The organism is Methylocella tundrae, from assembly GCF_901905185.1.
GTDB lineage: Bacteria > Pseudomonadota > Alphaproteobacteria > Rhizobiales > Beijerinckiaceae > Methylocapsa > Methylocapsa tundrae.
In genome coordinates this window covers 87407-101955 of the sequence record NZ_CABFMQ020000001.1, presented here as the reverse complement: position 1 = coordinate 101955, position 14549 = coordinate 87407, and the positions used below count along the sequence as shown (strand labels likewise).

Annotated in this window: 14 protein-coding genes; 7 read left to right on the top strand and 7 right to left on the bottom strand. The window is 61.2% G+C overall.

Annotated elements, in window-relative coordinates; all coding sequences use genetic code 11:
* Positions 1-71: 71 nt before the first annotated feature.
* From MPC4_RS00400 to MPC4_RS00375, 6 genes are all read right to left on the bottom strand, one after another.
* Positions 72-1460: a DUF6513 domain-containing protein gene (locus tag MPC4_RS00400; protein ID WP_174510784.1), complete on the bottom strand. Its 1389-nt coding sequence runs from the start codon at positions 1458-1460 to the stop codon at positions 72-74.
* A gap of 45 nt (positions 1461-1505) precedes the next feature.
* Entirely contained in the window at positions 1506-2144 is a 639-nt protein-coding gene (locus MPC4_RS00395) for an amino acid kinase family protein (protein ID WP_174510783.1), read from the bottom strand.
* Complete coding sequence (locus MPC4_RS00390; protein ID WP_174510782.1) at positions 2141-3325, bottom strand: (5-formylfuran-3-yl)methyl phosphate synthase; 1185 nt, start codon at positions 3323-3325, stop codon at positions 2141-2143. Before MPC4_RS00390 ends, MPC4_RS00395 begins: the two co-directional genes overlap by 4 nt.
* A gap of 279 nt (positions 3326-3604) precedes the next feature.
* Positions 3605-4204 (bottom strand): anthranilate synthase component II, encoded by a 600-nt coding sequence (locus MPC4_RS00385; RefSeq protein ID WP_174510781.1) that lies wholly within the window; start codon positions 4202-4204, stop codon positions 3605-3607.
* Positions 4201-5565, bottom strand: a complete 1365-nt coding sequence (gene pabB / locus MPC4_RS00380) for an aminodeoxychorismate synthase component I (RefSeq protein ID WP_174510780.1) — start codon at positions 5563-5565, stop codon at positions 4201-4203. Before pabB ends, MPC4_RS00385 begins: the two co-directional genes overlap by 4 nt.
* Positions 5566-5809: 244 nt before the next feature.
* A complete protein-coding gene (locus MPC4_RS00375; RefSeq protein ID WP_174510779.1) occupies positions 5810-6055 on the bottom strand; it encodes a hypothetical protein in 246 nt (81 codons plus the stop codon).
* Positions 6056-6633: 578 nt separating this feature from the next.
* On the opposite strand from MPC4_RS00375, the gene MPC4_RS00370 reads away from it, so the two are divergent.
* From MPC4_RS00370 to MPC4_RS00355, 4 genes are read left to right on the top strand one after another with little or no spacing between them, the layout of a single operon-like run.
* Positions 6634-7722, top strand: a complete 1089-nt coding sequence (locus MPC4_RS00370; protein WP_174510778.1) for a molybdopterin-binding domain-containing protein — start codon at positions 6634-6636, stop codon at positions 7720-7722.
* Entirely contained in the window at positions 7723-9351 is a 1629-nt protein-coding gene (locus MPC4_RS00365) for a formylmethanofuran dehydrogenase subunit A (protein ID WP_174510777.1), read from the top strand. It begins immediately after the preceding gene.
* Complete coding sequence (gene fhcD, locus MPC4_RS00360) at positions 9339-10247, top strand: formylmethanofuran--tetrahydromethanopterin N-formyltransferase (protein ID WP_174510776.1); 909 nt, start codon at positions 9339-9341, stop codon at positions 10245-10247. The genes MPC4_RS00365 and fhcD overlap by 13 nt, the downstream gene beginning before the upstream one ends.
* A complete protein-coding gene (locus tag MPC4_RS00355) occupies positions 10244-11047 on the top strand; it encodes a formylmethanofuran dehydrogenase subunit C (RefSeq protein WP_174510775.1) in 804 nt (267 codons plus the stop codon). Before fhcD ends, MPC4_RS00355 begins: the two co-directional genes overlap by 4 nt.
* Positions 11048-11560: 513 nt before the next feature.
* Here MPC4_RS00355 and MPC4_RS00350 read toward each other — a convergent pair.
* On the bottom strand, positions 11561-12001 hold the full coding sequence (locus MPC4_RS00350; RefSeq protein ID WP_174511076.1) for a 4a-hydroxytetrahydrobiopterin dehydratase: 441 nt from the start codon (positions 11999-12001) through the stop codon (positions 11561-11563).
* Between the two features lie 199 nt (positions 12002-12200).
* Between MPC4_RS00350 and pncA the strand changes: the two genes are divergently transcribed.
* Genes pncA through MPC4_RS00335 form a run of 3 tightly spaced genes read left to right on the top strand, consistent with a single transcriptional unit; the run spans position 12201 to position 14547 of the window.
* Positions 12201-12836, top strand: coding sequence for a bifunctional nicotinamidase/pyrazinamidase (gene pncA, locus MPC4_RS00345; RefSeq protein ID WP_174510774.1), 636 nt, complete (start codon positions 12201-12203; stop codon positions 12834-12836).
* 26 nt (positions 12837-12862) lie between these two features.
* Entirely contained in the window at positions 12863-13789 is a 927-nt protein-coding gene (locus MPC4_RS00340) for an ABC transporter ATP-binding protein (protein ID WP_210253567.1), read from the top strand.
* Positions 13786-14547, top strand: a complete 762-nt coding sequence (locus MPC4_RS00335) for an ABC transporter permease (RefSeq protein WP_134490058.1) — start codon at positions 13786-13788, stop codon at positions 14545-14547. The genes MPC4_RS00340 and MPC4_RS00335 overlap by 4 nt, the downstream gene beginning before the upstream one ends.
* Positions 14548-14549 lie beyond the last annotated feature (2 nt).

Genomic DNA, 14549 nt, shown 5'->3' with positions numbered 1-14549 from the left:
TCCTCGTTACGGCGTTCTTCGCGACGCCAAAGCGGACCCGGCTAACAACGACATCTCAACAGATGGCGCGATCACTCTTTCCGCCGCAGCGTATGCCCGGCTTCGCGCAGACGGTCCCGCTCTTCCTCCGGGCGATCGGCGCCGCGGCCCCAGTCGAGCAGTTCATCCTGCGCATAGCGCTTGCCGAGCGTGAAAGCGATCTCGGCCTTTGTCAGTTCGGCGCCAAGATAGAAGGCGTGCGCGCCATCGGCCTCTACTCCGAGCTTCGGGTATAATGAGAAGGCGTCGGACGCGATATGATGACCGTCACGATTGAAAATGTGAATCCCGTCCGGCGCCGTCGCGATGCGAAAATTGGCGTCTCGCACATCAGCCGCCATCTCCGCGATCTCCTCCGCTGTCGACGGAAAAGGGGCTTTGTCATGCAATTGCAAAAGCCCCGCGTCATAGCCTTTCGGCAACGCGCCATCGGCGGCGGCGGCGAACATGAGACGGCGCGCGGCGTCATGCTCCTCGATCGTTCGCCGCGTATGCGCGCTGACCTGAACCGTGAGCACGTTGCGGATCTTCAGCTCCGAACAGATCCCGATGAGGACGCCGGTGAGGCCGCCTGAATCCACTTCGGTCAGCTCGGTGAGATTGCCCGTGCCCATCATCATTTCGGCTTCGGGAAGACGCCGGCGCGCCTCGACGTATCGCACCAGCGACGCGGCAAACCCAAAGTGAATCGGATCGAGAATGGGGTCGATGATGTAAGGCATGCCGCGTTGCTCCGCCACGCGCGCGGCGCGCACCAGCGAATCAAGATCATGCACAGGCGAGCCGACGAGAACGGGCGTCGCCGCCGTACCTTGCGCAAGGTCGAGATTGTTTTCGTCGAGGCTCAAAAGAAAGTCCGCGCCCGCCTTGGCGCCGCGCCTCAATTCGTCTGGATTGAAGGAATCGATGCTGACGCTGAAGCCCGCCGATTTTAGGGCGCCAACGCAGTCTTCAAGGTGAGGGAACGGCGTATCGGGCAGGCAACCGAGATCGATCACATCGGCGCCGGCGCCGCGCAGCTTTTCCGCACGCGTCAGCAGCGCCTCGACGGACAAAGCCGTCGCGTCGATAATCTCGGCGAAGATCCTTATGTCAAAGCGCGAAAGATCCGGAGCCTCGCCGCCGCGTCCGAGAAAGGCCGGCAGGTCGCTGATTTCATCCGGCCCGCGCAGCACGGCGACGCCCAGTTCGGCGGACAGGGCCTCGACATTGCCGCGAAAACGGCCGGGCAAAATAATGCGATCGACATTCAGCGGACGCGGCAGACGGCGCAAAAGAATCGCCTCCGTCATCAAGGCCGCGACCTTGACGCCGATGTCGCAGATGTCCCAGACGAAGGGCGTTTCCCCCAATGACCGCAGCAGCCGCTCAAGCCGCGCATGGGCAAGGTGTCCGGTGACGAAGAGAAGACGCTCGCTCATATCGTGATCAGCCGGATGCGGGCCTGCGCCAAAAGCCGGACAGGATCATGCCGGCGCCGGGACGTCGGCCGCCTCGCGCATGACGACCATGCCGGGCGCGCCGCCGCTTTTTAAGATCTCTCTGGCGAAAGGCAATGAGGCGGGCCCGGCGACGGAAACCAAAGCCCCGCTCTGCGCGGCAAAACGCGGAAAGAGCGGATCGACGATTTGACGCTCCGCAAGCTCGGCCGCATTTGCCGGCCGCTCGAGATCGAAGGATTTGATCAGCAGCAGGCGCCGGGCGCCGATCAGTCCCGCGAGCCACGCGGCGAGTGAATCCGACGTCGCATCCCAGCTTGCGGGAATCTGCGCGGCCGATAGCGTCATCGCGGAGGGCAGCCAGACCGGAATCCTCGCGGTCTCGAGCGCGGCCTCGATGTCTTCACGCGATGAGGCCAGGACAAATCTGTCTGAATGGCTGGCGAGAATGACGGCGAATTGCTCCATGGCGAGCAGCGCCAGCCGATGCGCGGCGACATCGTCGAATCCCATGCGCGGCTGCGCGGCCCGCACGGCTTCTGCGAAAGGGCCGCCGCCCGCGACGAGGATCAGCGGGCGCACCGAGGCGGCGAGGGCGGCGAGCCAGGCTTCGCGCTGCGGCGAAAAGGCGAGGCTGCCGCCGAGCTTGGCGACAAAAATGCTCAATGGCTTCTGGAGCCTCTCAGTTTTGGCGCGGCCATGTCGACCGACGCAAAGCGCCGATTGAGCGCGGCCGCCTCCTTCGCCCGTTCGCGTTTGATCTCGACGCCCACCGCGCCGCGAATGACGTCGAGCTTTTCGACCCGCGCGACGACGCTGACGACGCTTGGATGACTGAGCACCGAATCCGCGATCTCCCTGACGAGCGTTTCGATCAGTTCGATATGGCCGCGACCCGTGATGATCTTGATCGCATCGACGATGAGGTCATAGGAAAAAATATCGCGCATGTCATCGGAATGCATGCGGGCTCTGGCGACGTCGACGTCGATATTGAAGCGCACGTCCTGCTTCTTCGCGCGCTCGAATTCATAAGCCCCGATATAACACGGCATGACGAGATCATGGACGAAGATGCGATCGGTCTCGGTGATCTCATTGACCGGAACATAGCCTCGCCCAAGAAGGCGCCAGTCAACGTCGGTTTCGCCTCCCGAAGTTTGCGAGTCGGCGACATGGGGAATGAGATCGCGGATCATGGCGACGGCCGCCGGGTCGATCGAAGCCTCCCGATCGCCGCTCTTGCAAAGGCTTCCGCGAAACCCAAGGTAATCCGGCCGCAACGGAAGAAGACGCGGCACGTCTGGCGCCTCCAGCGAACCCGCCAGTCCCGACATCAATCCGGCGCCGCGGCAGCGATCGACGAAAGGGGCCAGCGCCGCCACATCCATATAATTCAGCAGACGGCCTTTGCCCTTCGCCGCGGTGTCGAGCATGGCGCCGACGAAGCCCTGCGCGGCCATGAGATCAAGAAGATCGAGGTCTGGCTGACGATCGGCGAAAAGCACTCCGACGAGTTTGACTTTGCCGGCGAGCGCCCCGAGCGCGCGAATGCGATCCGCTCCCACCGCATCGGAGGAAAGCCCGACCTTGACGTAATCCACTCCGGTCGCCGCCAGATCGAGCGCGGCGTTGACCGCCTCGCCGGCCGTCTCGAAATGATCCCCGGCCGCGGCGCTGATCTGTTTTCGTTTGCCTACCGCCGCGACAATCTCGGCCGCGGCGCCAAGATCAAGCGGGCCGAGGGCGCCTTTCGCCGGATCCTTGAGATCGATGATGTCGACGCCGCTCGTCAGGGCCGCTTCCGCCTCGGCCCGGTTGATTACGCTCGCGAGCATCAAAGTCATCGTTCACTCTCCCCGACAGGGTTTTGCGGTCTCTTGAAGCGCAATGCGCGCTCCCGGCGCAATTTGGAGCGGCGCCGCCGCTGACATCCGCGGCTGAGCTCAATGTGCGGTCGCGCTCTAATATATTGAACACCATGAAATGATGAGGCGAAACCAGAACACGCCAGGATCAGGCGAAACTCCGCTCCGCCGACCCAAGGCTTGCGAACGGACTTCGACGCAGCAATGTGGGACCGCAAAACTATATAGGCCGCCGAGCCGGAAAGGCAATCGCGCCGCCTACGCCGCTGAGCTTGAGCTTACCGGGACCCGATCCGATCGCCCCTCGATCAAGCCGAGAAAATTGCGCAACAGCAAATGGCCCTTGTCCGTCAAGATCGATTCAGGATGAAACTGCACGCCAAACGTCGGGTGCTCGCGGTGCTGTAGCGCCATGATCTCATTTTCCTGCGACCAGGCCGTCGCCTCCAGCGGCGCCCGCGGATCCTCGAGTTCGACGATCAGCGAATGATAGCGTCCAACGTTGAGGGGGTCAGGCAAGCCTTTAAGTATGCCGCGCCCCCCATGACGCACCGCGCTCGCCTCGCCGTGCATCGGCCGCAACGCTCGTGTGACGCGGCCGCCAAAGACCTGCCCGATGGCTTGATGACCAAGACAAATGCCGAGAATGGGCACGCGCCCGGAGTAGTCGCGGACGAGTTGCATCGACATTCCAGCCTCGTTGGGGGTACAAGGTCCCGGCGAAATGACGATCGCCTCCGGCGCCTCATCTGGCAGCGCGGCGTCGTTGCGGATCACGACCGGCGTCTCGCCCAGTTCGCGCAGGTAGCTCGCAACGGTGTGGACGAAAGAATCGTAATTATCGACGACGAGGATCATTGCGCAAATTCCTTGGCGCCGAATGCCTCGAAAATGCGCCTCGCCTTGTCGAGCGTCTCGATATATTCCGAAGCGGGGTCGGAGGCCGTAACAATTCCGCCGCCAGCCTGCACGACGCAGGCGCCCGCGCGAAAGCTCGCGGTGCGAATGACGATGTTCAAATCCATGCTTCCGTTGAAGCCGAGATAGCCGATGGCGCCGCAATAGGGGCCTCGGGCATGGCCTTCGAGTTCCGTGATGATTTCCATCGCGCGCAATTTTGGCGCCCCGGTGATCGATCCGCCGGGAAAGGCGGCGGCGAGAACGTCGACGGGCCCAAAGCCGTCAGCGAGGCGCCCGATCACGGTTGAGACGAGATGATGAACCGTCGCATAGGATTCAAGAGCGCAAAGTTGCGGCGCCTGCACGGAGCCGGGCCTGCAAACCTTCGAGAGATCATTGCGCAGCAGGTCGACGATCATGACATTTTCGGCGCGATCCTTGCGGCTTTCACCGAGCGCCTTAGTCTGCAACATGTCGACGAGCGCATCGGCGAAGCGCGGCCGCGTGCCCTTGATCGGCCGCGTCTCGACGAGATCGCCCTCGACGCGCAAAAACCGCTCCGGCGAAGCCGATGCGATGATAAAGTTCGTGTGGTCGAGATAGGCGGCGAAAGGCGCCGGATTGACCCGGCGCAGGCGGCGATAGAAGCCGAAATGATCGAAGTCCGGCGGGACCCGAGCTTCAAATCGCTGCGAAAGATTAGCCTGGAAAATATCGCCCGCGAGAATGCGCTCGATCACTTCAGCAACGGCCTTCTCATATGTTTGCCGCGTGAAGTTGCTGGTCCAGCCTGAAAGCGAGATATGCCCCGCGGACCCCGCGCGCGGCACGCGCGCTAGCTTTTCCTCAAACCAGAAGGCGCGTTCCACCGCGCGCCTCTGGCGCGACGCCGGATCGCTTTCAGGAAGGCCCGTTGAGATGATCCAGGCGCGACGCTCGAGGGCGTCAAAGGCGACAACGACGTCGTAAAGCCCGAGAGACAGATCCGGAAAGGCGAGATCGTCACGCAAAGGCGCCGGGAGGCGTTCGAGACTGCGCCCGAGTTCATAGGAAAACAGCCCCGCGGCGCCGCCCTGAAACGGAGGCAAGCCCGGCACAGGGTCCATCCAGTATTCCGTCAAAATCGACTTCAGCCGGAGCGTCCAGCCCGCATCGGCTTCCTTGCCTTGAATCCTCGCGAAGGGATCGGCTGCGATGAAACTGTAGCGGCCAAGCGTCCCATCGACCATCGCACTGTCGAAAAAGGTTAAAAACGGCAAATCCGCGAGCGCCCAGGCTGCCTCGACAGGGTCGCCGAAATCGATTTCGATGACATGCATGAGTGTGCCCGTGAACCTTCATTCCAGCCGCGGCCTGTCGCGGCTTCCCTTCGCCCGGCCGATCGCTGGAGCTGAAAGCCACATGGCGCCGCTCTATTGGCCCTGCAACCCCTGCGCAAAGCCCACGGCCATACAAACAGCCGAACGCCTGCCGAGACTCAGCTGATGGGCATGTGCGTTAAATCGCCGCCGATAATGCATAACGCAGGCCGGGGCCGCGGCAAAATCTTTGTGTTCGAGAGCCTTATTTGGCTGTCTTTGGCGGTTCAGACGGCTGCGGCGCGTCCTGTTTCGGTTTCGGCGCCTCTTTTGGAGCCGGGGCGGGAGCCTTCGGCGGCTCCGGCGGCCTCGGCCGGCCTTTGTAGGCATGAAGCGGGATGCGACGACCGCCGGCTTCTTCGAAGCTCCAGACGGAGGGCGCTCCGCCGGCGTGCGGCGCAAAAGCCCCGCCGAAGATCGAATCCTTTGGTGCTGCGGCTTGATGAAGCATGGACTTTTCCTCCGGCACTCCCTTCGGCTCAGCAGGAGGGGTCGCCAAGACCGCGCTTTCCGAGAGAACGTCCAAAAATTCCATATGCATAATATGTCCCGTGGCGTCAACTCTCATCGCCAGCTTGCGACAAATCGCCAGTCCAGCCGGCGAAGAGGCGCCGCCAAACGCGCCAAAAAAAAAGCGCCGGCGTCGTCTTGCGCCAGCTAGGCCCCTCACGTAGCATCCGCTTCGTTTCGGGGCGCCCGCAGCGTCAATCGCCGCGCTCGTCCGAATTCCGCGAAACGCCCTCGCCAACGACGATTGCAGCCGATAGGATCATGACCCCTTCATCGCCGGGATCGACCGGTCCCCAGTCATGGAGGAACGTCTTTTCGTCTTGTCACAGGGACGCGGCGGCGCCAAAACGGCGCGCTCGCGGGCTAGGGCTGCGCGGACATGGTGGTCGCGCCGCCGCGCGCAAGGATGACAGCGGGGCGATTTCTCGACAACGCCGCTAAAGCGCGTGACGTCAGGAAAACGCGCGCTCAAAAAGGGCGCGTCAAGCGCCGCACGGGCAAGCACTTGGAGGAAGGTCGATGGTTGACGCTCGGATAGACGGAAAATCCGCTTCGCTTGAAGCGGCGGCTGAGCGGTCGGCGGAGATTCTTTCGCGGGCGCGCCTCCCCGTCATCGCCGGGCTTGGCGCCGACATCGCAGGCGCTCGCGTCTCGATCCTCCTCGCCGAGCGCATTCGTGGCGTTTACGATCATTTGCGATCGCACGAAATCTTCACGGATCTCGACGTCGTGCGACAGGCTGGCGCGATGCTGACGACGCCAAGCGTCGCGCGCTTGCAGGCAGACGTGCTTGTCTTCATCGGTGATGATCTGACGGCCATCTGGCCGGAGCTGATCGAGCGCCTCGCTCCCGCGCAATCGCCGCTGCTGGATCTTGAACGCGGCCCAAGAAAGGTCATCTGGATCGCGCCGCCGCACGGCGTCGCGATCGAGGGCGTCGCTATCGAGACGGTGGAAACAAGCGACCTTCACACGACGCTGGCGGCGTTGCGCGCGCGCGTCGCGGGACGGCCGATCGCCGCCCCCGAGGAGGTGAAGCAGAAGCTCGACGAGATCGCTGGAATCTTGAACAAGGCGCGGTTTGGCGTCGCTGTCTGGGGACCGCGGCAACTCGACCGGCTGTCCGTCGAAATGGTCACTGGCCTTATCCTCGATCTCAACAAGACGACGCGATTCACGAGCCTGCCGCTCGGAACGAGCGACAATGCATTCGGGGTGGTGCAGACGTCCGGCTGGTCGACGGGGTTCCCGGTGCGGACCTCCTTCGGCCGCGGTTATCCCGAACATGACAGCTGGCGGTTCGACGCTGACCGGCTGGTCGAAAGCGGGGAGGCGGACGCCGCTCTCTGGATCTCGGCCTATAGCGCCGTGGCGCCGCCATGGAAAAGAGAGATTCCCGTTATCGCCCTCGTCCCCGCGGGCGCGCAATTTTCGAAAGAGCCCGCGGTTCGAGTGGACGTAGGACAGCCAGGCGTCGATTATGACGCGGCTGAGTTCGCGCGCGAGGTCGGAGCCATCGTCGCGCGGGAGGCGTCGCGCCGAAGCAACGCCGTTTCCGTCGCCTCCTTCATCGCCAGCATCGCCCAACAGATCGGTGGAGACGCCTAAATGCTGATTCTTCTGAAGGGCGGCCGCATCGTCGATCCCTATCATCAACGCGACGAGATCGCTGACCTCTGGATCGAGGACGGTCGCGTCATCAGAGCGCCGCAAGGCCGCCAGCCGGACCAGACGCATGACGTTTCGGGCAAAATCGTCATGGCGGGCGCGATCGACATTCATTCTCACATCGCCGGCGGCAATGTGAATACCGCGCGCCTGCTTCTGCCGGAACTGCATCGCGCGCGGGCGGCTCCGATGCTGCCGCTCGGCACGGCGAAATGGTCAACCTATGAGACCGGAACCATTTACGCGGGCATGGGCTTTACGACGGTCGTCGAGCCGGCGGTCGCGCCGCATCAGGCCTTGCAGGCGCATCTCGAACTGTCAGACATTCCGATCATCGACAAGGCGACTCTGACGATCCTCGGCAATGATGATTTTCTCCTGAGCCTTCTGCGCGACGGCGAAAGCCCGGCGGCGATCGCGGATTATGTCGCGGCGACCCTGACGGCGACGCACAGCCTCGGCCTGAAATGCATCAACGCGGGCGGCGCCGAGGCCTTCAAATATAATGCCCGGACATTCAGCCTCGACGATGTGGTGCCTTTTTACGGCGTCTCCTCACGCAAAATCGTCGAAGGCTTGCAGCAGGCGCTGACAGACCTCAAGGTTCCGCATCCGCTGCACCTCCACTCGAATAATCTCGGCGTCCCCGGAAATGTCGCAACCGCTCTCGCGACGATCGAGGCGTCCCGCGGGCTTCCGCTGCATCTCGCGCATATGCAGTTCTACGGTTATGGCTCGGAAGGAGAACACGGCTTCTCGTCAGCCGCGGCGACGCTCGCCGCCAAGGTCAATGCGACGCCGAACGTCACCGTCGATATTGGTCAGGTGATGTTTGGTCAGACCGTCACGATTTCCGCCGATGTGCTGCGCCAGTTTGGCGCCGCCGGTAGCGCCAAGCCGAAAAAATCGGTGATCCTCGATGGCGACGCCAATGGCTTCGGCATCGTCCCTTACCTTTACCGCGAAGGCGATTTCATCAACGCGATTCAGTGGGCCGTTGGCCTCGAGCTTTTCCTGCTGATCAACGATCCATACCGGATTTTCTTCACCACCGACCACCCGAACGGCGCGCCGTTCACCACCTATCCGGATATCTTCGCCCTTTTGATGAGCAAGGAACGCCGGGCGGAAGTTCTCTCGCGGATTCCGCAGGACGTTCTCGCCTATACGACCCTGCCATCGCTCACGCGCGAATATGACGTCAATGAAATCGCGACCATGACGCGCGCGGCGCCGGCGAAATTGTTCGGCTTCAAGGATCGCGGCCAACTTGGCGAGGGCGCCGTCGCGGATGTGGCCGTCTACTCCCCGAATGACGACATCGCGAAAATGTTCCGTCATGCGCATCTCGTGTTCAAGGACGGCGATCTCGTGGTGCGCGACGGACGCGTCAGCCATTATCGCTGGGGCAAGACGCTGAAGGTCAACCCGGGCTACGACAAGGCGATCAACCGGCGCCTCAGCGCCTATTATGAGCGCCACTACGGCATCTCGCATAATATGTTCGCGGTTCCCGCCCATATTCTTCCGCGCACAGATCCGTTCAAGGAGGTCGCATGCGCCCAATGATAAGTAATGGCGTCCGCATCGACGAGACCTTCGCCGAAGCGTTTCCGATGCGCGGCACGGCGATTATCCTCACCGCTCCAAACTTGAAGTGGGCGCGGCAGGCGGCGACAACGATGACAGGCTTCGCCACCTCCGTCATCGGCTGCGGCGTCGAGGCTGGAATCGATCGCGAGATCCCCGCCGACCAAACGCCGGACGGCCGGCCCGGCGTTCGCGTTTTATTATTTTCTATGTCGACCGACATGCTACAGACGCAGCTGGTCAATCGCGCTGGGCAATGCGTTCTGACCTCGCCGGGCTCCGCCTGCTTCGCCGATCTTGAAGGTCCCGACAGGCTGGCGATCGGCGATTCGCTGCGCTACTTCGGCGACGGCTGGCAGATCTCGAAGAAGTTTCTCGATCGCCACTTCTGGCGAATCCCCTGCATGGACGGCGAGTTTCTATGCGAAGCTACGACCGGCCTCACCAAAAAGGCCGTCGGCGGCGGCAATCTATTGATCATGGGCGCCAATTTCACAACGACGCTCAACGCCGCGGAACATGCGATCGAGGCAATGAATGGCGTTGATGGCGCAATCATGCCCTTCCCCGGCGGCATTGTGCGATCGGGCTCAAAGGTCGGCTCCAAATATGCCGGCGTGCCGGCCTCGACCAATGACGCCTATTGCCCGACGCTGCGCGGAATCACGAAAAGCGCCCTTGATGAAGACATCGGCTGCGTCCTCGAAATCGTCATCGACGGCCTGACCGAGGCCGCCGTCGCCGAGGCGATGCGCGCCGGGCTCGCAGCCATTGTGAAGCTCGGGCCCAAAGACGGCGCGGTGCGCGTCGGCGCCGGCAATTATGGCGGCAAACTCGGCCCCTTCCACTTCCATTTGAAGGATCTTTTGCCGTGACTCTCGTTCTCGCGCTGAAACAGGAGCCCGATCAGCGGCTCGATCTTTCGCCTCTCTCGCCGCATGGGCTGGACGGCAAATCGGCGAGCGAAATCGCAGCCATCGAATTGCAGACGACTCGCGAAAAACGCACCGTCGGCGATATTTTCGACATCACGCCGGGCGGCGTCGAGACGATCCGTTTCGAAGGCGGCTCCACGCGATTCGATCATCTTGGCCACGGCCTGAAGAGCGGCGAGATCATTCTTGAGGGTGACTGCGGCCATGCGGCCGGGCGCGCGATGAGCGGCGGACGCCTCGTCATCAATGGCGACGCCGGCCCCTTCGCGGGATCAGCCCTGTCAGGCGGAAGCCTCGAGATCAAGGGCAACGCGGGCGATTTTCTCGGCGCGCCCCTCGACGGCGAAATGGAAGGCATGACCGGCGGATTGTTGGTCGTGCGCGGAAAAGCCGGTCATCGCGCCGGCGACCGCCTGCGCCGCGGAACGATCGTCATCGAGGGCGCCGCCGGCGACTATCTCGGCAGCCGCATCATCGCCGGAACGCTGATCGCCGTTGGCGGCGCCGGATTGCTCCCCGGCTATCTCATGCGCCGGGGGACAATCCTCGTCGGCGCAACCCCTGCGCTCGCTCCGACATTCGTCGATTGCGGCGCTCACGAGTTAAGCTTCGCGGGCGTCTTTTCCCGTTTCCTTCGAAAGGAAAGCAAAGGCGCCGCCGAGCTTTTTGCAAAACGCCTTCGCCGGTTCGCCGGAGACACAGCCGTGCTTGGCAAGGGCGAAGTTTTCTTTCCTGCTTAAGGCGCGATCTTCGAGTTGAAGGGCGGTGGGTCCGCCCCGCCCTTGCGATCTGATCCCAAAAAAGTCTGCAACTTTTTGGGATCATCCCCGCCTCAACGCATGATCTCATCCAAAAAGTCTGCAACTTTTTGGGATCATCCCCTGCCTCAACGCATGATCTCATCCAAAAAGTCTGCAACTTTTTGGGATCATCCCCGCCTCACCGCATGATCTCGTCCAAAAAGTCTGCAACTTTTTGGGATCATCCCCGCCTCACCGCATGATCTCGTCCAAAAAGTCTGCAACTTTTTGGGATCATCCCCGCCTCAACGCATGATCTCATCCAAAAAGTCTGCAACTTTTTGGGATCATCCCCGCCTCACCGCATGATCTCGTCCAAAAAGTCTGCAACTTTTTGGGATCATCCCCGCCTCACCGCATGATCTCGTCCAAAAAGTCTGCAACTTTTTGGGATCATCCCCGCCTCACCGCATGATCTCGTCCAAAAAGTCTGCAACTTTTTGGGATCATGCTTTAATCTTCATATTTCAAATAGGCGAAGCGCGGGTCTTTCTCCGGCGTTCCTTCGAGCGCGCCGCCGGCTTTCCCCGGCTGCCAGGACACCACTTCCTCGATCTTTTTCGCCAATTCAAAGTCCTTGTCGGTGATGCCCCTCGCATTGTGATTCTTGAGCCTCACCTCGACCCAGGCGTAAGAGGCGGTAATGTCCGGATGGTGCCAGGCTGCTTCCGCAAGATGGCCGACCGTATTGATCACCATCAGCGTGCCCTTCCAGCTATGCGTCTTGTATTTACGGCGGATCCAGCCGTCCTCCAGACGCCAATGCGGCAATTCGCTCTTCAGCCTGGCTTCGACTTCCTCATCCGAATAGGTGCGTTCTTTTTTGTCATCCGTCACGGCGGATTCTCCAATGGTCAGCAGCCAATTCCGCGCCGCCTCGGTCGCGGCGATCATGCGCATATAACGCTCTGAGCATAACCTCTTTCGGCCGGTTTGTTCCAAATTCGAGTTGCGGATAATGTGACGCTCGCTTCCTTCCGCTCAGCCCGCGTTTCGGCGGGGACGTGGGATAATGGGCGCAAAACCAGCGATCACGCTCGGCCTAAACGAGTCGGAAAGCACCCGCGATGGCAAGCCCGGAGATTCTCGCGCTATGAGGCCCAGCATCCAACCATCCGCCGGCGACGTTCTTCTCGTGGTCGACCTTCAAAATGATTTTTGTCCTGGCGGGCGGCTTGCGGTTCCGCACGGCGACGAGGCAGTCGCGCTGATCAACAGGCTCGCCGCGCGCTTTGAACATGTTGTCCTGACGCAGGACTGGCATCCGCGCGGGCATCTCTCCTTCGCGTCGACGCATGGCCGCGCGCCTTTCGAGATGATCGAGGCGTCTTATGGTCCTCAAATTCTATGGCCGGACCATTGCGTTCAGGATACGCCCGGCGCCGCCCTCCACAAGAACCTGCATATTCCCCATGCAGAACTCATTTTGCGCAAAGGCTTCCGGCGCGGAATCGATTCCTACTCCGCGTTCTTCGAGAACGACCGAATGACGCCGACAGGCCTTGCCGGATATCTGCGCGAACGCGGATTTAGCCGTATCTTCATCGCAGGCCTCGCTTTCGACTTTTGCGTGCGCTATTCGGCGGAGGACGCAAAGGCGCATGGATTCTCGGCCGTCGTGATCGAGGACGCCTGCCGGGCCATCGACGTCGGAGGCTCTACTGAAGCGACGCGCAAAAGCTTCGCCGAAGGGCGCATTGAAACGCTCATGACCGAAGCCTTTGCCTGAACATGATAATTTCAAATGAGGCGCGCGTGACTCCAATCATCGCCATTTCTGATCTGACAAAGACATATGCGTCCGGCTTTACGGCGCTAAAGAGGATCAACCTCGAGATTCGCGCGGGAGAAATATTCGCCCTGCTCGGTCCAAACGGCGCCGGCAAGACGACGCTCATCAACATCGTCTGCGGCATCGTCAATCCAACGAGCGGCGTCGTTCTCGCTGACGGCCATGACATTCTTAAAGATTACCGCGCCGCGCGGTCGCGGATCGGGCTCGTGCCGCAGGAGCTTTCAACGGACGCATTCGAGACTGTTATTGCAACCGTCAGCTTCAGCCGCGGCCTGTTCGGCAAACCGAAGAACGCGGCCTATATCGAGAAAATTTTGCGCGATTTGTCTTTATGGGAGAAAAAAGACAACAAGATCATGACCCTGTCAGGAGGCATGAAGCGCCGCGTGATGATCGCCAAGGCGCTGTCCCATGAGCCCAAAATCCTCTTTCTCGACGAGCCGACGGCCGGAGTCGACGTCGAGCTGCGGCGCGACATGTGGGAGATGGTGCGATCACTGCGCGAAAAAGGCGTCACCATCATTTTGACGACCCATTATATCGAAGAGGCCGAGGAGATGGCCGACCGCGTTGGCGTCATCCGGCAAGGCGAGATCATCCTCGTCGAGGATAAGGATGCGCTCATACGCAAACTCGGCAAAAAGCAGCTGACGCTCTGCCTGCAAAACCCGCTCAAGGGCATTCCGGACGAACTCAAAGCGTTCAATCTCGATCTCTCTGGGGATGGACGCAACCTTGTCTATTCGTTCCATTCGGGAATCGAGGGGACCGGAATTGCAGCATTGATGAAAAAGCTCGGAGAGCTCGAAATCGCCTTCAACGATTTGAATACGAAGGAGAGCTCTCTCGAAGAAATTTTCGTTAGCCTCGTAAGGAAGCAGCCATGAATCTTTACGCCATTCGCGCAATCTATGTTTTCGAGATGTCGCGCACATGGCGCACGTTGCTGCAAAGCATCGTTGCGCCGGTGATTTCAACGTCGCTCTATTTCATTGTGTTCGGGGGAGCGGTCGGCCCGCATATGAACGCGATCAACGGCGTCAGCTATGGCGCCTTCATCGTGCCGGGATTGATCATGCTGTCGCTGCTCACGCTCAGCGTCGCCAACGCATCTTTCGGCATTTATTTTCCAAGATTCGCGGGCACCATCTACGAGATTCTCTCGGCGCCAGCCTCACCTTTCGAGATCGTCTGCGGCTATGTCGGCGCCGCCGCGAGCAAGTCGATCATGATCGGCGTCATAATACTTGTCACCGCCCGCTTTTTCGTCGCATTCGACATCGCCCACCCGGTATGGATGGCAAGCTTTCTGATCCTCACTTCGTTCGCTTTCAGCCTGTTCGGCTTCATCCTCGGCATATGGGCCGACGGCTTCGAAAAGCTGCAGCTCGTGCCGTTGCTGATCGTCACGCCGCTGACCTTCCTCGGAGGGACCTTCTATTCAATCGACATGCTGCCGCCGTTCTGGCGGACAGTCACCCTTGCCAATCCGGTCGTCTATCTTGTCAGCGGATTTCGCTGGAGCTTCTTTGGCGCTTCGGACGTCGGCGTCGGCGTCAGCCTTGGCATGACGGTCGTGTTTCTGATCCTCTGCCTCATCATCGTTTCATGGATTTTCCGCACGGGATACCGGCTGAGAGCCTGAGC